Raw genomic sequence first — 19,507 nt, 5'->3', positions numbered from 1 at the left:
TCATACTCAACCTCTATTTAAAAATAATATGTAATGCTTCTTTTATAGTAGCAATGCCTATCACTTCAATATTTTTATACTCTGGTAAACCTACCAAATTATTTTTTGGAATAAAAATACGTTTAAATCCTAACTTACTCGCTTCTTTAATGCGATCCGTAATTTGACTAACACGTCTTATTTCCCCAGTTAAACCAATTTCACCAACAAAAGCATCAGTTAAAGCAGTTTCCTTCTCCCAATAGCTAGATGCCAAACTCACAGCAATCGCTAAATCAATAGCCGGTTCGTCTAATTTAACACCACCTGCCACTTTAAAATAAGCATCTTGCATTTGTAAAAGCATACCAGCTCTTTTTTCTAAAACAGCCATAATTAAAGCCACACGATTATAATCTAACCCACTTGCTGTACGTCTTGCATTCCCAAATGCTGTTGGCGTAATTAAACATTGAACTTCAACTAATATAGGACGTGTTCCCTCAACCGAAACCACAACAGCTGAACCATTAGCACCTTTGATACGTTCTTCAAGGAAAAATTCAGATGGATTTTTAATTTGCTTCAAACCATGTTGACTCATCTCAAAAACACCTATTTCATTCGTTGAACCAAAACGGTTCTTCACCGCTCTTAACATACGAAAACTTTGATGTTTTTCTCCCTCAAAATATAATACTGTATCAACCATATGTTCTAACATTCTAGGCCCGGCTATTGTCCCTTCTTTTGTCACATGCCCAACAATGAAAATAGCAATATTATTCGCTTTAGCCGTATGCATCAACGTAGCCGTATTCTCTCTTATTTGAGAAACACTGCCCGCTACACCTGAGGACGCTTGCTCATGTACCATTGTTTGAATGGAATCGATAATGACATACTGAGGTTTTATCGTTTCAATGGCTTGTAAAACACTTGTCATATCGGTTTCTGGATAAATATAAAACTCTCCGTCTTTAATGCCTAAACGCTCCGCTCGCATTTTAATTTGACTGGCACTTTCTTCTCCAGACACATATAAAACACGCTGTTTTAATGCATGTAATTGAGCAGATACTTGTAATAACAACGTCGATTTCCCAATCCCTGGATCCCCTCCAATTAACACAAGTGACCCCGATACAATGCCTCCACCTAAAACTCTATCTAACTCATCTATTCTTGTGGATAGACGATTTTCTTTTGTATATAAAATATCTTTAATAGGAAGTGCTTTTGTTGTATTTCCTGAAAAATCTTGACGCTTTGACACAGCTTGATTTGATACATGTACCGTTTCTTCTTCTAAGGTTGACCACTGCTGACAATTTGGACATTTTCCCATCCATTTAGCAGATTCATAACCACACGATTGACAGACATATTTTATTTCTTTTTTCTTCGCCATATCAATCCTCTAATGTGAAGCAGAACCAGATGAACCAAACCCACCTGTTCTTGCACCGACAGTTTCATCATTATCCGCTTTTAAAAACGGGATAAAAATGCCCTGTCCAATACGATCGCCTTTTTCAATCACTTTATCCGTCAACCCAAAATTCCACATTTGAAAATAAATATGTCCTTCATTACTTTCATTATTGTAATAATCGGCATCAATCACACCCACACCATTAGGCAATACTAAAAAATGTTTTAATGGATTACTTGAACGGTTTGTTAATTGTAAATACTCATCTTCTTGCATATACGCCTTAATACCCGTTGGCACTAAAATTGGTTTTAACGCTTTCTCACGCTCTTGTCTTTCTTCTTGTGTTTCCTTAGATAAAAAAGTATCGTAAATCCACTGCTTAGCATCAATCGCTACTGACTTAAAGATGATTTTCCAAATACTTGGTAAAACAATCGTTTCAGCAGATTCAAAGTCATACCCCGCCGCTTTATGTGTTGCACGTTTTGGTAAATTGATATTTTTATCTTTATATTGACTAATTACTTCAAATCCTCTTTTCATGTCAAACCTCCTAAAAGTCGCTATTCCTACTATACCAAAAAATTGACTTATTTTGAACTATTGCGTGCGATTTCACCTACAATTTTTTAAAAAATTGTTATTAAGAGTAAAAGAATGTATAATATACTTACATTTTATCTCGTAAGGAGAATCATTGTGTTAAATAAAACGAAACAAAATAAATTTTCCAAAGTAGAAAATCTATCAACAAATGAAAAAATGTTACACGGAACAGCATGGCTATCTATTGGATTGCTGATTTCAAGAATTATCGGTGCTTTATACATTATCCCTTGGTCAAGGTGGATTGGAGAACACTATAATGTTGCCAATGGACTATATGCACTTGCCTATGCACCCTATATTTTATTTTTGGATATTGCAACGGCAGGTTTTCCATTAGCCATTACAAAACAAATTTCTCAACTCAACGCTAGAGGCGAATACAAAGCCAGTATGTCACTTTTCAAAAATAGTATGCTCATCATGATTGGTTTAGGAGCTTTTTCTTGCCTAACATTCTACGGATTAGCAGATTATATCGCTTCCATAAGCGTTGTACCAACAGGTAATGTCAATGATAGTGTACTCATTCTACGCTCTCTTGCACCTGCTATTTTAATTATCCCACCAATTAGTTTACTAAGAGGCTTTTTCCAAGGATTCCAGCAGATGACAACACCTGCTTTATCTCAAATATTAGAACAAGTCGTACGTGTGTCATACATGCTAGGTGCTACTTTTTATATTATGAAAATAGCCAAAGGCTCTTTAGTTGAGGCTGTATCACAATCAACATTTGCAGCATTTATTGGAGCATTTGTCACACTCATCTTTTTACTGTTTGAATTGTATAAAGAACGTTACTATATTTTTGAAAAAATAAAACTCGGCAAACAAACCGTTTCTTTTTCTATTTTAGACAGCTTTAAACTTGTCTTAAAAGATTCTATTCCTTTTGTTGTCATGAGTACCGGAACATCTTTATTAGCACTGATTGATAACTTCAGCTACAACGGCATTATGAACGAATTTTCAACAATGACAAAAGACGAAATTGCCAATTCATTTGCTTGGTTTAGTGCTAATGCCGCTAAATTAACAAATATTGTCGGCTCTATCACTATGGCAATTACAGCAAGTGCTATTCCAAACATTGCCGCACTATACCATAGAAAAGACAAAAAACAATTATCTTTAGCCGTAACAAAAGACATTGAATTACTTTGCTTTTTAGTCATTCCAAGTGCCATTGGTTTATTCATCGTATCTAATGCTATTTATGCTGTTTTTTACGGCTCAATCGACGGTGCACATGTCTTAAAAATCTTTTGCATTAACTTAATTATTACTGGATTTTTCAGTATGTTCGTCAGCATCATACAAAGTACAGGAAAACACATGATTGCTATTAAAAGTTTATCCATTTTACTTTTATCAAAATTAACCTTTACACTTATTTTAACAGCTATCTTTAAAGAAAATGGTCCCGGTCTATCCTCTGTTGTAGCAACCATTTTAGCAACCATTTATCTATTCGATGAACTCTTTAAGTTAACAAAATTTGATACAACATACATCATCAAAAAAACGACTAATATTATTTTTGCCACGCTAGCCATGACCGCTGTATCCTTAATCATTTACAACATATTGGTTATCCTATTACCAGCAAACAATAATATGGCAAACCTATTTATTGTCTTTATAACAGCTATTTTTGGTGGTCTTACCTATATTTACTTTACATTAAAATTAAATATTATGGACAGTATTTTACCAAAACAAGCACTTCAATTCAGACGATTATTGAAAAAATGGAATCTATAAAAATAGAGTAAACCAACACCGGTTTACTCTATTTTTTCACAGCTTTTAAAATCGTTTTAATTCATAATTATCCATAAAGTATTCAATATTTCCTTCAAAACTACGCTTAAATTGCAAAACGCCATAATCAGCTGCATCCATCTCTAAAAATTGTTTTGATGTCCCATAAAAATTAAAATACATAAATTTGTTCTTAATAGCATATAGCATCATTGTATAAATCATCGCAGACGGACCTTCAAAACGACTAAACTTATCCATGCTTCCACTTGAAAAATAAATAAAATCTTGACCCGATTCAATAAAACTAGCACACGATAAATAAATCATATCCCCCTCTTGTGCTTGCAACTCAAGAGTTTTTTCACGTTTTGCTTGCCAAACAACCGTATTTTCTTTCAGTTCTTTCAATTTATTTTCCGTTTTCTTAACATTCACTTTTCCTAATGCTAGTTTTTCAGATAAATCTAATTGTTCACGCTCTAACTGATCAATCGTTTGTTCTATATTTTCTAAATAAACAGGACAATCTATATAGGTCACCATAAAATGAACATGCTTACCCAGAACAGATTTCATCGTTTGAAAATAAGCAATATCTCTTGTTTTAACACCATTTCTCAATTCCGTTTCCTTATTGATTGTATTGAAAATATGAGCATCATGTGTATCAAATATATCTATTTCTCTAACTAAAACGCCTTCCTTCATCGTTTTATTGATAGTATAACGCGTTTTTTGAGGAAATTGTTTCAATAAATCTTTTCCATTTATATCACCTAATGACTTCGTATAAACACATTGTGTTGGCAATGTTAAATCATCAAACATATCCATATTTAATGCTTTAAATTGTAAATTAGATAAAATAGCATCCACATCTGTAGCTACTTGATTATCACCCATATACGTCACATCTTCATAAAAACGTTGAGATAAGAATGGATTTACTCTAACAGATACCACACGCCACTGTTTCATAAAATATTGTTTAATCTGCTTAAAATAAAAAGTAACCAACTCTTTATTTGTATAATCCATTATCGGACCATATTGTGCTGTCACACGATAAAATATTTTTTTATGTCTAAAATACAAAAAAATACCATAAGCCAATAATGTATCATTTTCTATTACGGCAAGAATACGATGTTTTAACTTATTTTTTTCTGCCATACGTGCATAGTCATAACTTTGCGAGAAAAAATAGCGAGATGTATTTTTTATTTGATATGCTTTTAATGTGTCTATATCCAATTCCAAAAATTGCATAATTTTTCCTCCTTTATCAATAAATTATCCTTAAATTATAGCATAAAAATTTATCTTTATTTTTTATTAAACGTTTTCAGACAAATTTAAATTTTTATGCTATAATAGAAGCATGAATAAACATTCATAAATGTTATATAAAGGAGCGATGATTATGTTAACATTCAATATTCGGGGAGAAAACATCGAAGTAACAGAGGCACTACGCCTATACAACGAGAAAAAAATTGGAAAGCTAGAAAAATATTTTAGCCACGTACCAAATGTTGTCGCCCATGTTAATCTAAAAGTTTATCCAGACAAAAATGCAAAAGTTGAAGTAACCATTCCTTTACCTTACATTGTCTTACGTGCTGAGGAAACAACAAGTGACTTATACGGTAGTATTGATTTAGTCATTGAAAAATTAGAAAGACAAATTCGCAAATATAAAACAAAAATTCAAAAGAAATCGCGTGAACACGGATATTCTTTTGAACCAACAACATCTCCAGTAGAAACTACTAAAGATGAAGAAACAGATGAATTAGAAATTGCACGTATCAAACGTATTCCATTTAGACCAATGGATAGCCAAGAAGCATTATTACAAATGAACCTTTTAGGACATGACTTCTTTGCTTACATTGACATTGAAACAGAAGAACTATGTGTGGTATATCGTCGTAAAGATGGAAAATATGGTTTGATTGAAGCTGAAAGATAATATGGATAAAAAGTGAAATTTCCTTTATACTATATAGGGATTTCACTTTTTTTATGCAAAACACTAAACAAAGAAAGGACTCAATATATGGAGCACCATGAATTAAAAGCTATCAATTATAAAAGTTGCTTTGACGTTATCGGACCTATCATGGTTGGACCGTCAAGCTCACATACAGCAGGCGCTATTCGTATCGGTGCTTTAGCCCGTACTTTATTTGGTGGAACACCTACTAGTATTTCTTGCAGATATTATGAGTCCTTTGCACAAACGCATAAAGGACATGGAACAGATTATGCTATTATTAGTGGTGTCTTAGGTTTTGAAATGGACGATGCACGTGTTCCTAATGCTGTAAACATTGCTCTTTCACAAAATATAGACATTGAATTTATTGAAGATAATCATCCAAGTCCTGTTAATCATGCTAACACAGCAGATTTAACACTACGTCATAATAATAAAATTGTACGTCTTATTGGTACATCTATCGGTGGAGGCATGGTAGAAGTTCGTTATTTACAATTAGATACATTTGTCATTGAACCAAATGGTCCTATTCCGATTGTAGTGCTTTTAACAAAAAACACATTATTAAAACAACACTTAAAAGATACATTTACAAAACTAAAAATGGACATTCTGGATATAAAAGAAACGCAAAATGAAACACATACTTTATATGTATTTGAATTAGGACAACTCATTACCAATCATATAAAAACAGAATTGTATCGCATTTTGGAACACGAAACTTTTTATATTTTAGAATAGGAGTTACAACTTTATGTATATGACGATTAAAGAGATTATTGATGCTGCTAATCAACATCAATGCTCCATATCAGAACTGATGATTCAACAAGAAATGAAAACAACAGATTTACCCCGACATGTGATATGGGAAAAAATGGAAAAAAACTTAGATGTGATGAAAAAAGCAGTAGAGAGAAGCTCAACTGGAGATGGTGTTTTTTCTCCAACAGGTTTAACTGGAGGAGATGCCGTTAAAATGAAAAAATATAGAGAAAATGGTAAAACACTCTCTGGCGACGCTGTTCTAGCCGGTGTTCAATATGCTTTAGGCACAAATGAAGTCAATGCCGCTATGGGTGTCGTTTGTGCCACACCTACAGCAGGTGCAAGTGGTACTTTACCCGGTGTTATTTTTTCCATTGCAGACACACTAAAATTAACAAAAGAACAACAAATTCGTTGTTTATTCACGTCTGCTCTATTTGGTATGGTTGTTGCTAACCGTGCCATGATTGCCGGTGCCGTTGGTGGATGCCAAGCTGAAGTCGGAAGTGCCTCCGCTATGGCAGCCGCAGCTGCTGTTGAAGCAGCTGGTGGCACACCACAACAATGCTCAGAAGCTTTTTCTATCTCACTTGGTAACTTACTAGGTCTTGTATGTGATCCCGTTGCAGGTCTAGTGGAAATTCCTTGCGTCAAACGCAATGCTATTGGTGCAACAAATGCTCTCATCGCTGCCGATATGGCACTTGCTGGGATTACCAACCCAATACCAGCCGATGAAACGATTGATGCGATGCGTTCTATCGGACTACGCATGCCAAGAGAATTAAAAGAAACCGGACTAGGTGGTACAGCAGCCACAAAAACAGGTATTGATATTGCTATAAAAATACTAGGCAGAGATATGTCGATACACCCTGATAATACAGACTAAAAAATGCAATGACTTCTCCACGATGTCATTGCATTTTTTACATAAACAAGTTCATTTTACATTGTATAAAAAATTTAAAGAACATGACAAAATATAGAGAAAAACATAGAGAAAAACGGCGATAAAAGATAGAAAAACAGAGAGTATTATTCAATTCCCAAGTGAAAACAAATGTTTTTCAACAAAGGATATAGAAGAATGATTAGAACGTAAATCTTCCAGAACAAAATTATTATCTGAATTGATAGCCAGTAATATACTAATGCCAATCGGAGAAAACAAAAATAGAAAATATACAAATAACTCATCTAAAAAATAAAGCACGAAGACAACAGATGATACATCCCCTCCTTACTGGACAAACCAGTAAGGAGGGGATGTATCATCTTCGCACGTCTATTTTTTTATTTTCTCAACCAAGTGCATCAATGGATTTATTGTTTTAGTAAACGAACCAATCAACACGTTCAGCTCGCCACCAAATTGACGTTTATAATTGAAGTTTCCCGTTTTATTTTGGCTATCCGCCACCTCAATAGTACCGTAAAAATTATAATCCTTATTTTCACGATATGCATATCGAATCATGTCCCAGTTAATCATCGTCGAACCACCAAAATTCAAATACTCACGATAAGAACCACCCAAAATCGAAACAACCTCTTGCCCATAACACATGAACAAATAGGACGACAACGGTAAAAATGTTTCTGTCACATGTAGCTGTTCAAACTGCTCTTGACGTTTGACATAACTTTGCAATTGATCTTTAGCATCTGTTATATACCCTTTTGTTTTTTTGCTTAAAGGGCTACTTTCAAGTTCAACAATGCGATTTTGAAAAGCATCAATCTTATTTTGCAAATAATCCGTATACGCTTTACAATCTAAATATGCCAACATAAAACGTGCATCTTTTTTAAAATATTTTTTCAATAGCTCAAAATATAAAAAGGGTTGCACAGCAAAACCTTTTCTGCCACCTGTCGACACTAGAATACGATAAAATGTATCTAACTCATCTTCTTGTAATTCCCGAACTTTGACATGTGATTCATCAAACTTTTTCAAATCACGTTTCAAAGCATTCGAAAATGCATCATAAATGGCTTCTTCATTGTCATATTGATGCAATGGTTTTACAAACATTTGCCCAACAACATGAACCGTATCTTCCGAATGCACCGTATGTACATAACCGCATGATGTTAGATAGTCAATAACATCATTGTACTGATTGTCTTTTACAATATTTAATGACGTATCTATTTGTTGTTGAATTAAATAAGGATGTATCATAAAACGTGATACTTTTTCATGTTTAAAGTATATCTCCAACGCTTCAAAACATTCTTTGACAATGTCCATATTTGTATAATCTAACAAAGGTCCCTGTAAAATAATTGCTTCCTTAAAAAAACGATACCTTTTACGAATATTGATAATGGCTTGACCAATCACATGTCCATTCTTCTCAAAGACAACACGCTGACTATCTAAAAAATTTCTTCTTTCTAACTGCGTACTCGCAATTTCCGTTGATTGTAAAAAATTACTCGTACTATAATTTAACTGACTTTGTTTATAAATCTCATCTGTTACTTTTTTGACTATAACACTCATATTTATCTCCATTATTTTTATTCTTAACAAGGACGTATATCATATTGAATTGTGTATTCTCCAAAAATATCATCTTTTTCTTTTAACTGATATGCAAATACTATTTTTTTCAATAAATCTTCAAAAATATCCACATTTAACATCATTGTATGCACATCTAACAACAAATGAGATTGTGGTAATTGATAAAGCATTTCCGTGACATACTCCATTGAAAATACCATACGTTTGACATGATGATTTTCCCACAAACACGTGATGGTATGTGTGACTTTATCATATTTCACAGTCACTTTTCCATACTCAGCATCTTTGTAACGCAAATAGTAACAATGATTTTTCTCTATGAGATGACCAATATATTCTTTTTTTACTTTTAAAACATTCTCTTGTTTAATGGTTGATATAAAATTTATTTTTACTTTTCTCATGATCTTATTCCTAGTGCAATACGAGCATAGCGTGACATTCTATCAGTTGTCCAAACGGGCTCCCAAACTAATTCAACATCAACACTTTGAACATGTTCTAATTTCAATAATTCTTCTTGTATATTTTCAATAATCATATCTGCTAAAGGACAGCCCACCGTTGTTAGTGTCATTTTTATATGACAATGCCCTTTTTCCTCTAATTCAATACCATAGACTAAACCTAAATTAACAATATCAATGCCTAACTCTGGGTCAATCACATTTTCTAAAGCCTCTAAAATATCATTTTTGATTTTTTCGATCATTTCTTGACTTACTTCACTCATTCTCTTCTCCTATAAATCGAACTTCTGTTTCTAAACGAACCCCGAATACTTCATAAACTTTTTCTTGAACATAAGCGATCAACTGCTTATAATCCGTCGCTGTACCAGAATCAACATTGACCATAAATCCCGCATGTTTTTTAGAAACTTCTATTCCTCCAATACGATGCCCTTGTAGATGTGCATCTTGTATTAGCTTTCCTGCAAAATACCCTTCTGGACGTTTAAAAACACTTCCACAAGACGGATACTCTAATGGTTGTTTTTCTCGTCTTAATTGCATCAATCGGTCCATTTCTGCCAGAATATCTTTTTTATGACCTTTTTGTAAAACAAAAGTCGTTTGTACAACAATATCGCCAGTTTCCTGTATCAAACTATGACGGTATCCAAATACCATTTCTTTATTCGTATAAGTTTTGTACTCCCCCGTTTTTGTCACAACATCCACAGAATATAAAACGTCTTTTATCTCACCACCATAAGCACCAGCATTCATAAATACAGCACCCCCAACATTTCCAGGAATGCCACAAGCAAACTCTAAACCTGTTAAACTTTGTTGTGCAACATAGTCTGTTAATTCAGTAAGTACAACACCACTTTCTACACGAACTGTCGTATCGTCCACCACAAGATTAGTCATTTTCTCAAGCATAATGACAACGCCACGAATACCTCCGTCTGTCACAATCACATTACTAGCATTTCCCAACACTAAAAATGGAATTTTTTTATCATTTAAAAATAATACTAAATCACGAATATGCCCTTTCGTTTCTGGGAACACAAGAGCATCTACTTTTCCACCCGTTTTCGTATATGTATAACGGTTTAATGGCTCATCAAGCAAAATATTGATTGTTGGAAATACATCTAACAATTCTTTTCTCCACATTTTCATTGCCTCTCTTTATTAAGCTTAACTTTATAATAGTACAAAATGAAAAAAAAAGCACTTAAAATTATAAGAGCTAGTTGAGATGTACCCAACTAGCTCTTGTTTAATCTGTTAAAATTGAAAATCCTAAACTTTGACTATCTCTTAAAAACATTTGTACTGTTTCTAATGAATATTGCGTTAAATCTTTATCTTTTAAACTTAATTTTTGAATTAAATCTGATGTACACGTAATAATGTCTACACCTAAAGCATTTGCTTGATAAATATTAAATGTTTCTCTAGGACTTGCCCATAATAACTCAATCGCTTTTTTCTCTCGACAAATATCTAAAGATTTTTGCATAATAGGCATTGGATCAACACCCGTATCAGCAATTCTTCCAGCAAAAACAGAAACAATAGATGGCACACCACTTGTTAAAGAATCAACAACCGTTCTAACTTGCTCTAGTGTAAAGATTGCTGTTACATTTAACTTGATGCCTCTTTGTGACAAACGCTCGATTAAAGGTGCTGTTGACTCTCCTTTTCCGTTTGTCACAGGAATTTTCACATAAACATTCTCTCCCAAAGCATTCAATACTTCTGCTTCTTTTTCCATTGTTTCTAAGTCATCTGCAAATACTTCAAAAGAAACTGGATAATCTTTAATATGTGCTAATACTTTTTTAGCAAAATCTATATAGCTATCAATCCCAGCTTTTTTCATTAAGCTAGGATTAGTTGTAAAACCTGTTACGATTCCTAATGATAAATCATGTAACATCGTTTCTAAAACTGCTCCGTCTGAATAAATTTTAATTGTTAAATCTTCAGCCATATATATGCTCCTTTATTCCGCTTTATTATTTAACGCTTCTTTTGATTTAGACATAAATGATGGTATCACTAAAACCAATGCTAATAAGCCCACGATAACAAAAATACCAATTTGTCCAAAACCTTCACCTAAACGGCCTAGTAAAATACCTAAAATACCAAAGTCAACATCACCAAAAGTTGTATTGCTGAATCCTAAATTTCCTAAAACTGGTAAACATAAAGCTGGTAAAAAGGCTAATAATAAACCATTAACAAAAGAACCAATCATCGCACCTCGTCTACCACCCGTTGCATTACCATAAATACCTGCTGTTGCACCACAGAAGAAATGAGGAACCATACCAGGAATAATGAGTACACCACCTGTAACACCTAAAATCAACATACCAATAAATCCACCTAAAAAACTAAATGCGAACCCAATAATAACGGCTGTTGGTGCATAAGGGAAAAATACAGCACAATCCACTGCTGGAACAGCATTCGGAATAATTTTTGTAGCAATACCTTCAAAGGCAGGAATTAAATCAGATAAAATCATACGAACACCGGCATAAACAATAGCTACACCAACAGCAAATGTTAACCCACTTGTTACAGCAAAAATCCATGGATTTTTTCTATCAGATAAAGTAGACACAAATTCTGGACCTGCCGCAATAGCAGCAATCAAGTAGAATAACACCATAATTAAAGCTGTAGAAATTGTCGTATTTCTTAAAAAACTCCACGTTTCAGATACTTGTAAATCTTCTGTATTTTTACTATTTTTACCAACTAAACTTCCAATAAAAGCAGATAAATAATAACCTATACTACCAAAGTGTCCCATGGCAATTTCATCACCGTCAGTTACTTTTAAAGTATATTTTTGACCAATAGCTGGTGAAATAGCAGACCAAGCACCCATAATAAATCCACCAACGATAATCAATGTTACTCCTGAAAATTTCAAAGCACCTAAAACTGCAGATAATAAGCACGCCATAAAGAAACTATGATGACCTGTTAAAAAGATGTATTTATAACGTGTAAATCTAGCAATTAGTAAATTAAAAACAAGTCCCATGACTAAAATAGACATTGTTTCAACACCAAGTATTTTTTGTGCAACGGAAGTTACTGCCTCATTATTTGGCACAACACCTGTAATATGAAATCCTTTTTGAATCATTTCTGCTAATGGAGATAAATGATTAACGATAACACCTGCTCCAGCGGCTAACATTAAATAACCTAAAATTGGTCCCAATGTACCCGTCATGACTTTATGTGCAGGTTTTTTTAACGCAACAAGACCAATAAACGCAATCAATCCCATTAAAAAAGACGGCTCACTTAAAATATCTTTAATAAATTCCATTTTCTATACCTCCTCATTTTTCAATAATTCTAATGCTGGTATTAAATCTTCTTCAATTTTTTTACGATTTGTATAACTTTGAACAATACAAACACGTGTATTTTCTGGAAAAATATCTTTAAATTCTTTTACTGTCACAAATAAATCTGCTTGTTGACCAGTTGCTGCATTTGAATCGCATGACTCTGCAACAACATCAATACCTAAACTTTTAGCAATACTTTCAACTTTCATTTTCAACAACAAACTACTGCCGATACCATTGCCACATACCGTAATAATTTTAATCATCTTCATCCTCTCCTTTTTGTACTGTTTGCTCGATAATAGACATCAGCTCATCAACTGTTTTTGCTTGAATCATTAACTCAATAGCATTTTCATCATCTAAAATACTTGCTAATTGTTGTAATGCTTTTAAATGTAAAATAGAATCCACAGCTGCTAACACAAAAATTAAATGCACTTTTTTATCTTCATCATTTTCTTCTGAAAGATTAAAATCAACTGCTTCTTTTAACTGCAATAAACTAATACCTAATTTATAAACATTGTCAGGTTTTGCATGAGGTACAGCAACTTTTGGTGCCAAAACAATATATGGTCCTAATGTTTGAATAGATGCAATCATGTCATCTATATAAGCTGATTGAATATACCCATGCTCTAATAAAGGTTTCGATGCAATATGAATTGCTTCTTTCCAATCACTGACACTTTCTACTTGTTGGACTAATTTTTTATCCAATAATGTTGTCAATGCTAATCCCTCCGTATTGATACTTGCTTGTTGATTACCCACAAAATAATGCATCAATGCATCTTCTAAAGAAACCGATTCATGAATGGTTGTATATGTAGAAATAATTTTCATGATTTCTTTAATATCTATGTATTGTTCTTGATGAATTTGAAAATCTTCATATACCATTCGTTTTAATAACAATTTTTCAATAGCATTCATTAACGGCTGCACAACATAAACTTTCTTAGAAGATTCAAAAAAAACTGTTGAAAAAATCATATCGTAATCATCGAGAGATTGATGTTCTATATCATCTAATTGATGAACTTCTTTAAAGAAAATATCTGGCATTAGTGCTTTTAATTCTGACTGTAACAATAAAGAAGAACTAATACCATTTGGACAAACGGATAAAGCAACTAAAGATTTTTTCGTTGTTGTCTTTATCATTTTTAAATATCCACCAAAATGTATAGTAAAATAAGCAACTTCATCATCACTAATCGGTTTTTGAACAACATCACTTAAAGGAGCTAAACTTTTTTTAATCAAATAAAATAAAGCATGATATTCTTTCATAATTTGTTCCTTTAGTGGATTGATTAAATGAATACCAAATAATAGACGATAATATGACGGTACTAAATGATGATATAAATTTTTTCTGAATAATAATGAATCTTCAAATTGAACTGCTGTATTTGCTTTTACTAAATCAATAATTTTATTCATAATATCGTAGACCTCACGATTCGAAAAATCTTCTTTTTCTCCTTGTAGGCACCCTAATATACGACTAAAAATAAATAATTTTTCTCTTTCTATATTCGGATATTTTTCAACTAATTTTTCAGTAATGATGTAAGCAGGTGTATAAGATAAATTTTTTTCATTTATATCTGTAAAAACAACACATTCTTCTAAAGCGATTTCATTTAAAATACTAATCAAATAACAGACTTCTTTTGATTTCTCTGCAATAAAATAACAATGACATTCTCTTGCTGTTTCAATAAATAAAGCCGTTATATCATCTATCTTTAAATTTAAATCATTTTCAAGTGCAATATACTGAATTAACCATTTTCCAGTATCAAACAATAATAAATGATCAATGGCATATTCAATCATTTGACGAATGGATAATGCACTTCCTTTAAAATGGTATCCTTTACTTCTTGTATAATGTACCGTTACATCAAAAATAGATATTTTTTCTTTTAATTTTTTTAAATCAAGTAAAATAGAATTTTTACTCATTTGCAATAAACTTTGTAAATGATAATTTGACACAAATTGTTTATTTGTCACAATATATAAAATCATCAAATACAAACGTTCTGTTTGTCCAGCATAGTCATAAATACGATGTTTTATTTTAGAAAATATATCCGTTTCTGTAATACTTGGTACATATATCCTATCGTTTTCAATCAAAATAGTTGGCATACTGTATTCTTGAAAAAAAACTATTCATTTTTTCAATATCTGACAATAATCCTCGACGATTCGTATTTAAAATTTTTTCAAATTCCTCTATTTTGTGTGCATGATATTTAGAAAAAATTGGAATTTTTTTAATGAGCTCATTCAATAACATTTCAATTCCTCCCATTACTAATATAAAGCAATTTTAAAACGTTATCAAAAGAAATTTGGCACAAATAAATGCTACTGAAAACAATTTCATTTGTGCCAAAGATAATCCATTTTTTTGACATCTATTAAAAATACTTTATAATATGGTATGCTTTTTAGAAAGACTTTAGAAAGGAATAAAGATAGCGCCAGACCATTAAATTGGTGACGAGGAAGAAGTTTATCGAACATTCGGCGGATGACTTCAGGTTTGTGAAATCTAAAGAATATAACAAAACAATACTTATTGACAAACATATATTCATTCACCTAAAAAGCAAATTTATTTTTTAGGAGGTTAACATGTGTGGAATTGTCGGTTACATTGGTAACAAACAAGCACAAACAATTTTATTAGACGGATTACAAACATTAGAATACAGAGGCTACGACTCAGCCGGTATTTACGTTGTATCTAACGGAGTTGGACATTTATTTAAAGAAGTAGGACCTATTGCTCAATTAAAAAATCACACAGATTTTTCTATTCCTGCAACTTATGGAATAGGACACACACGATGGGCAACACATGGCGTTCCAAGTCTTGTCAATGCACATCCTCATCAATCTTACAATCAACGTTTTACACTTGTTCATAATGGTGTCATTGAAAATTACAAAGAATTAAAAGAAACTTACTTACAACATATACACTTAAAAGGACAAACAGACACTGAAATCATTGTTTGCCTTATTGCTCTATTTGTTGAAAAAGACGCATTATCAACAAAAGATGCTTTTAAAAAAGTATTAAACTTAATTCATGGTTCGTATGCTTTTGCCCTCATTGATGCACAAACACCAAATACATTATTTGTGGCAAAAAATAAAAGCCCTCTGTTAATTGGTGTTGGAAAAGACTTCAATATGGTATGCAGTGACGCAATGGCAGGAATTAAACAAACCAATCAATTTATCGAATTACACGACAAAGAATTTGTTGTGTTAACAAAAGATACCATTATCATAGAAAAAGACGATATACCTATTTCAAGAGAACCTTTTACAGCACAAATAGATGCTACGGACATAGAAAAAGGTACTTATCCTTACTACATGCTAAAAGAGATTGATGAACAACCTGCTGTTTTAAGACGAATTATTAAATCTTATACACAAAACGACACACTAACTATCCCAAATGACATTAAAACAACTATTCAATCATGTGATAGAATATATATTATTGCATGTGGAACAAGTTATCATGCAGGATTAATTGGAAAATATTACCTTGAAACATTTGCAAAAATACCAACTGAAGTACACATTGCTAGTGAATTTTCATACCAACTACCACTTTTATCAGAAAAGCCATTCTTTATCTTTATTTCACAAAGTGGAGAAACAGCTGATAGCAGACAAGCTCTCGTTAAAATCAATGAGTTTAAATATCCATCCTTAACGATAACAAATGTGGCAGGATCTACACTATCAAGAGAAGCAACCTATACATTATTATTGCATGCAGGACCAGAAATTGCTGTTGCATCAACAAAAGCCTATACAGCACAAATTTCTGTATTAGCAATCCTTGCTTATGTACTATCAAAAGAACCATTATCATTTGATTTAAAACATGAACTATCTCTTGTTGCCAATGGTATGGAAAGCATTATTGAACAAAAAGAAACCATTCATGAGATTGCTAAAGATTTTCTAGCACATTCAAGAAACGCATTCTTTATTGGACGTGGTTTAGACTATTTTGTTTCTTTAGAAGCTGCATTAAAACTAAAAGAAATTTCATACATTCAAACAGAAGGTTTTGCAGCTGGAGAATTAAAACATGGTACAATAGCATTAATTGAAGAAAATACTCCTGTTTTTGCTATCATGACACAAGAAAACCTTGTCTTAAACACAAGAGGAAACATTCAAGAAGTAAAAGCACGTGGTGCAAAAACATGTACCTTTGTAGATGAAACATTCGCAACTCAAGAAGACCAATTTTTATTACCTCATGTTTGCGACTATTTTTCTCCACTTATTTCAATCATACCAACCCAATTACTTGCCTATTATGCAACTTTAGAATTAGGATATGATATAGATAAACCAAGAAACTTAGCCAAAAGCGTTACAGTAGAATAGGAGGATTTATGGAACAATTACCAAACTGCCCAAAATGTCAATCTGAATATACTTATGAAGACAATCATGTCATCATTTGTCCAGAATGTGCCAATGAATTTACATTAGACGATGTTAACGAAACAGAATTAACTGTAAAAGATGCTAACGGTACTTTACTACAAGACGGAGATACAGTAAGTATTATTAAAGACTTAAAAGTTAAAGGTGCACCAAAAGATTTAAAACAAGGTACAAAAGTAAAAAATATACGTCTTGTTGAAGGTGATCACAACATTGATTGTAAAATTGATGAATTTGGTGCCATGAAATTAAAATCAGAATTTGTAAAAAAAATATAGGACACACCATGAAAAAAATAACTAAATTATTAACTATTTTCAGTTTCTTTTTAATACTTGCAGCTTGTCAACAAAATCATCAAGTATCACAAGCCATACAAGAAATAAACATTGAACAAGTCGATACATTACCAGAAAACAGTATTGTTTTATTTGGAAAAGCCTCTTGTTCAGCCTGTCAAAAAGCAAAACCTATCTTAGAAACGGTTTTAAAACAAGAAAACAAAACAATGTACTATTTGAACTTTGATAAATATACAGATGACAAATACGCAGATAAAGTAAGTGATATTTTATCAACCTACAATTTTTCATCTGTTCCAACTGTTGTTAAAATAGCTGGAAATCATACAGCTAAAGAAACATTAAAACCAAGTGATTTAAAACAAGAAAATATCACAGAAGTTTTTAAAACATTTATAAAATAAAGATGAAGGTGGTAAGATTTGTTACCACCTTCATCTTTTATCATCTACAAACACTATTTGTAGATGATTTTTTTATTAAATTTAATGTATTTGTTAAAATACACTATCAGTTGTATCGTTACTTTTTTACAAAAATGAATACCTTTTAAACTTATCATACATAAAAAGATAGTTAAAACAAGCTGATACCATTCAAAAGATTGAGGACCAAACATTGAACTAATCATATAAAGAATTGGGCTAATAATAAAAGCACCTATCGTTATCCACAAAGCAGCTAGCAACACAACTATTGTTATAAAAATACCGCTAAATAAACAAATATTAAAAAATACACTGCCAATGATTGCCATGACATTAAGTTTTTTCTCTTTTGTATAGCCTATCAATTCTTCAAGTCCCACACCATATAATTGGCTTAATGTTTCTAAAACATAAATATTTGGTAATGTATTATTTTGTTCCCAACGAGAAATCGTTTGCCTCGTCACGAATAATACATTAGCGACTTCTTCTTGTGACAATCCTTTATCCACTCTTGCTTTTTTTAAAAGACTTCCTAAATCTTTTTCCATAACCCCTACTCCTTTGCGATGAATTTATTCAAAATATATCAAAAAAAAATCGTATTTTAAAGCAACAATTTTGTTACATCGAATATATTTTACAAATATATTGAAAAATAGCTTTTTTTAGTATATGATGAGAGATAGACTGTTGAAAGGATGAGCCTAAAATGTTAAATAATTTTCAAGGTATTGATAAACGTGAATTATCTATGATTGAAGTAGCACATGCTATTTTAGAAGAAAAAGGTTCTATCATAGAATTTAATGAATTACTAGTTGCTGTTCAAAATTTTTTGGAATTATCTGAAGATGAATTAGAAAAGAAAATGTCAATTTTTTATACAGAATTAAATATTGACGGTAGTTTCATCTCACTAGGCGACAATCGTTGGGGATTACGTTCATGGTACCCTATTGATTCTATTGATGAAGAATTAGTATCTGCCCTAGAAGAAACCGTAGCACCACGCAAAAAACGCAAAAAACTTAGTGCATTCGTTACAAGTGAAGATGATGTGGATTACAGCAATGACGATCCAGAAGATATGGATGACTTAGATGATGAAGACTTATTAACATCAGATGACGATGATTTAGGATATCGTTCTGATTTTGATGACTTAGTAGACGATACAGACGAAGATTCTGATGATTTTGATGATGCAATCGAAGAAGATTTAACGATTGTATCAGACGAAGATGTTTTTGAAGAATTATAATAATATTTCACACAATATAAAAAGGAAGCAAATGGCATTT

At 32.1% G+C, this 19,507-nt stretch carries 21 protein-coding genes; 8 read left to right on the top strand and 13 right to left on the bottom strand.

Annotated elements, in window-relative coordinates:
* Window positions 1-13: 13 nt before the first annotated feature.
* A complete protein-coding gene (gene radA / locus GMA11_RS03785; protein ID WP_163545888.1) occupies window positions 14-1,390 on the bottom strand; it encodes a DNA repair protein RadA in 1,377 nt (458 codons plus the stop codon).
* A gap of 9 nt (window positions 1,391-1,399) precedes the next feature.
* Entirely contained in the window at window positions 1,400-1,960 is a 561-nt protein-coding gene (locus GMA11_RS03780; protein ID WP_163545887.1) for a dUTP diphosphatase, read from the bottom strand.
* A 156-nt stretch (window positions 1,961-2,116) separates the two neighbouring features.
* Here GMA11_RS03780 and GMA11_RS03775 point away from each other — a divergent pair, with 156 nt between their 5' ends.
* Entirely contained in the window at window positions 2,117-3,790 is a 1,674-nt protein-coding gene (locus GMA11_RS03775; RefSeq protein WP_163545886.1) for a polysaccharide biosynthesis protein, read from the top strand.
* A gap of 45 nt (window positions 3,791-3,835) precedes the next feature.
* Here GMA11_RS03775 and GMA11_RS03770 read toward each other — a convergent pair whose 3' ends face one another.
* Complete coding sequence (locus tag GMA11_RS03770; RefSeq protein ID WP_163545885.1) at window positions 3,836-5,062, bottom strand: peptidoglycan bridge formation glycyltransferase FemA/FemB family protein; 1,227 nt, start codon at window positions 5,060-5,062, stop codon at window positions 3,836-3,838.
* 154 nt (window positions 5,063-5,216) lie between these two features.
* Between GMA11_RS03770 and hpf the strand changes: the two genes are divergently transcribed.
* From hpf to sdaAA, 3 genes are all read left to right on the top strand, one after another.
* Window positions 5,217-5,768, top strand: a complete 552-nt coding sequence (gene hpf / locus GMA11_RS03765) for a ribosome hibernation-promoting factor, HPF/YfiA family (RefSeq protein ID WP_163545909.1) — start codon at window positions 5,217-5,219, stop codon at window positions 5,766-5,768.
* An 87-nt stretch (window positions 5,769-5,855) separates the two neighbouring features.
* The gene (locus GMA11_RS03760; RefSeq protein ID WP_163545884.1) at window positions 5,856-6,542 is read left to right on the top strand and encodes a serine dehydratase beta chain; all 687 of its coding nucleotides are present in this window, start codon (window positions 5,856-5,858) and stop codon (window positions 6,540-6,542) included.
* Window positions 6,543-6,555: 13 nt separating this feature from the next.
* Window positions 6,556-7,461 carry an L-serine ammonia-lyase, iron-sulfur-dependent, subunit alpha gene (gene sdaAA, locus GMA11_RS03755; protein ID WP_163545883.1) on the top strand — a complete coding sequence of 302 codons (906 nt, stop codon included), beginning with the start codon at window positions 6,556-6,558 and terminating at the stop codon, window positions 7,459-7,461.
* A gap of 396 nt (window positions 7,462-7,857) precedes the next feature.
* Here the strand turns inward: sdaAA and GMA11_RS03750 are convergent, their stop codons facing one another.
* From GMA11_RS03750 to GMA11_RS03710, 9 genes are all read right to left on the bottom strand, one after another.
* Complete coding sequence (locus GMA11_RS03750; RefSeq protein WP_163545882.1) at window positions 7,858-9,084, bottom strand: peptidoglycan bridge formation glycyltransferase FemA/FemB family protein; 1,227 nt, start codon at window positions 9,082-9,084, stop codon at window positions 7,858-7,860.
* A gap of 23 nt (window positions 9,085-9,107) precedes the next feature.
* Window positions 9,108-9,515 (bottom strand): DUF1934 family protein, encoded by a 408-nt coding sequence (locus GMA11_RS03745; RefSeq protein WP_163545881.1) that lies wholly within the window; start codon window positions 9,513-9,515, stop codon window positions 9,108-9,110.
* Window positions 9,512-9,844 carry a metal-sulfur cluster assembly factor gene (locus tag GMA11_RS03740; protein ID WP_163545880.1) on the bottom strand — a complete coding sequence of 111 codons (333 nt, stop codon included), beginning with the start codon at window positions 9,842-9,844 and terminating at the stop codon, window positions 9,512-9,514. The genes GMA11_RS03745 and GMA11_RS03740 overlap by 4 nt, the downstream gene beginning before the upstream one ends.
* Window positions 9,837-10,742 (bottom strand): UDP-N-acetylmuramate dehydrogenase, encoded by a 906-nt coding sequence (gene murB / locus GMA11_RS03735; RefSeq protein WP_240332462.1) that lies wholly within the window; start codon window positions 10,740-10,742, stop codon window positions 9,837-9,839. The genes GMA11_RS03740 and murB overlap by 8 nt, the downstream gene beginning before the upstream one ends.
* Before the next feature lie 106 nt (window positions 10,743-10,848).
* Window positions 10,849-11,568 carry a transaldolase gene (locus GMA11_RS03730; RefSeq protein WP_163545878.1) on the bottom strand — a complete coding sequence of 240 codons (720 nt, stop codon included), beginning with the start codon at window positions 11,566-11,568 and terminating at the stop codon, window positions 10,849-10,851.
* Between the two features lie 12 nt (window positions 11,569-11,580).
* Window positions 11,581-12,933 carry a PTS ascorbate transporter subunit IIC gene (locus GMA11_RS03725; RefSeq protein ID WP_163545877.1) on the bottom strand — a complete coding sequence of 451 codons (1,353 nt, stop codon included), beginning with the start codon at window positions 12,931-12,933 and terminating at the stop codon, window positions 11,581-11,583.
* Window positions 12,934-12,936: 3 nt separating this feature from the next.
* Entirely contained in the window at window positions 12,937-13,224 is a 288-nt protein-coding gene (locus GMA11_RS03720) for a PTS sugar transporter subunit IIB (protein ID WP_163545876.1), read from the bottom strand.
* Window positions 13,217-15,127 (bottom strand): PTS sugar transporter subunit IIA, encoded by a 1,911-nt coding sequence (locus GMA11_RS03715; RefSeq protein ID WP_163545875.1) that lies wholly within the window; start codon window positions 15,125-15,127, stop codon window positions 13,217-13,219. The genes GMA11_RS03720 and GMA11_RS03715 overlap by 8 nt, the downstream gene beginning before the upstream one ends.
* Window positions 15,108-15,278, bottom strand: a complete 171-nt coding sequence (locus GMA11_RS03710) for a hypothetical protein (protein WP_163545874.1) — start codon at window positions 15,276-15,278, stop codon at window positions 15,108-15,110. Before GMA11_RS03710 ends, GMA11_RS03715 begins: the two co-directional genes overlap by 20 nt.
* A gap of 341 nt (window positions 15,279-15,619) precedes the next feature.
* Between GMA11_RS03710 and glmS the strand changes: the two genes are divergently transcribed.
* The 3 genes from glmS to GMA11_RS03695 are packed head-to-tail and all read left to right on the top strand — an operon-like array spanning window position 15,620 to window position 18,179.
* Entirely contained in the window at window positions 15,620-17,410 is a 1,791-nt protein-coding gene (glmS, locus tag GMA11_RS03705) for a glutamine--fructose-6-phosphate transaminase (isomerizing) (protein ID WP_163545873.1), read from the top strand.
* A gap of 8 nt (window positions 17,411-17,418) precedes the next feature.
* Window positions 17,419-17,751: a zinc ribbon domain-containing protein YjdM gene (locus GMA11_RS03700; RefSeq protein ID WP_163545872.1), complete on the top strand. Its 333-nt coding sequence runs from the start codon at window positions 17,419-17,421 to the stop codon at window positions 17,749-17,751.
* Between the two features lie 8 nt (window positions 17,752-17,759).
* On the top strand, window positions 17,760-18,179 hold the full coding sequence (locus GMA11_RS03695; protein ID WP_163545871.1) for a thioredoxin family protein: 420 nt from the start codon (window positions 17,760-17,762) through the stop codon (window positions 18,177-18,179).
* Between the two features lie 53 nt (window positions 18,180-18,232).
* Here the strand turns inward: GMA11_RS03695 and GMA11_RS03690 are convergent, their stop codons facing one another.
* Complete coding sequence (locus GMA11_RS03690; protein WP_163545870.1) at window positions 18,233-18,754, bottom strand: helix-turn-helix domain-containing protein; 522 nt, start codon at window positions 18,752-18,754, stop codon at window positions 18,233-18,235.
* A 161-nt stretch (window positions 18,755-18,915) separates the two neighbouring features.
* On the opposite strand from GMA11_RS03690, the gene rpoE reads away from it, so the two are divergent.
* Window positions 18,916-19,467: a DNA-directed RNA polymerase subunit delta gene (gene rpoE, locus GMA11_RS03685; RefSeq protein ID WP_163545869.1), complete on the top strand. Its 552-nt coding sequence runs from the start codon at window positions 18,916-18,918 to the stop codon at window positions 19,465-19,467.
* The last annotated feature ends 40 nt before the right edge of the window (window positions 19,468-19,507 follow it).

The organism is Granulicatella sp. zg-ZJ (genome assembly GCF_010892355.1).
Taxonomy (GTDB): domain Bacteria; phylum Bacillota; class Bacilli; order Lactobacillales; family Aerococcaceae; genus WM01.
This window is presented reverse-complemented; position numbering and strand designations above follow the sequence as displayed.

Excerpts from the sequence above, each read along its gene's own strand:
- radA (WP_163545888.1), bottom strand. The coding sequence starts at position 1,390 with ATGGCGAAGAAAAAAGAAATAAAATATGTCTGTCAATCGTGTGGTTAT.
- GMA11_RS03780 (WP_163545887.1), bottom strand. The coding sequence starts at position 1,960 with ATGAAAAGAGGATTTGAAGTAATTAGTCAATATAAAGATAAAAATATC.
- GMA11_RS03770 (WP_163545885.1), bottom strand. The coding sequence starts at position 5,062 with ATGCAATTTTTGGAATTGGATATAGACACATTAAAAGCATATCAAATA.
- hpf (WP_163545909.1), top strand. The coding sequence starts at position 5,217 with ATGTTAACATTCAATATTCGGGGAGAAAACATCGAAGTAACAGAGGCA.
- GMA11_RS03760 (WP_163545884.1), top strand. The coding sequence starts at position 5,856 with ATGGAGCACCATGAATTAAAAGCTATCAATTATAAAAGTTGCTTTGAC.
- sdaAA (WP_163545883.1), top strand. The coding sequence starts at position 6,556 with ATGTATATGACGATTAAAGAGATTATTGATGCTGCTAATCAACATCAA.
- GMA11_RS03750 (WP_163545882.1), bottom strand. The coding sequence starts at position 9,084 with ATGAGTGTTATAGTCAAAAAAGTAACAGATGAGATTTATAAACAAAGT.
- GMA11_RS03745 (WP_163545881.1), bottom strand. The coding sequence starts at position 9,515 with ATGAGAAAAGTAAAAATAAATTTTATATCAACCATTAAACAAGAGAAT.
- GMA11_RS03740 (WP_163545880.1), bottom strand. The coding sequence starts at position 9,844 with ATGAGTGAAGTAAGTCAAGAAATGATCGAAAAAATCAAAAATGATATT.
- murB (WP_240332462.1), bottom strand. The coding sequence starts at position 10,742 with ATGTGGAGAAAAGAATTGTTAGATGTATTTCCAACAATCAATATTTTG.
- GMA11_RS03730 (WP_163545878.1), bottom strand. The coding sequence starts at position 11,568 with ATGGCTGAAGATTTAACAATTAAAATTTATTCAGACGGAGCAGTTTTA.
- GMA11_RS03725 (WP_163545877.1), bottom strand. The coding sequence starts at position 12,933 with ATGGAATTTATTAAAGATATTTTAAGTGAGCCGTCTTTTTTAATGGGA.
- GMA11_RS03720 (WP_163545876.1), bottom strand. The coding sequence starts at position 13,224 with ATGATTAAAATTATTACGGTATGTGGCAATGGTATCGGCAGTAGTTTG.
- GMA11_RS03715 (WP_163545875.1), bottom strand. The coding sequence starts at position 15,127 with ATGCCAACTATTTTGATTGAAAACGATAGGATATATGTACCAAGTATT.
- GMA11_RS03710 (WP_163545874.1), bottom strand. The coding sequence starts at position 15,278 with ATGTTATTGAATGAGCTCATTAAAAAAATTCCAATTTTTTCTAAATAT.
- glmS (WP_163545873.1), top strand. The coding sequence starts at position 15,620 with ATGTGTGGAATTGTCGGTTACATTGGTAACAAACAAGCACAAACAATT.
- GMA11_RS03700 (WP_163545872.1), top strand. The coding sequence starts at position 17,419 with ATGGAACAATTACCAAACTGCCCAAAATGTCAATCTGAATATACTTAT.
- GMA11_RS03695 (WP_163545871.1), top strand. The coding sequence starts at position 17,760 with ATGAAAAAAATAACTAAATTATTAACTATTTTCAGTTTCTTTTTAATA.
- GMA11_RS03690 (WP_163545870.1), bottom strand. The coding sequence starts at position 18,754 with ATGGAAAAAGATTTAGGAAGTCTTTTAAAAAAAGCAAGAGTGGATAAA.
- rpoE (WP_163545869.1), top strand. The coding sequence starts at position 18,916 with ATGTTAAATAATTTTCAAGGTATTGATAAACGTGAATTATCTATGATT.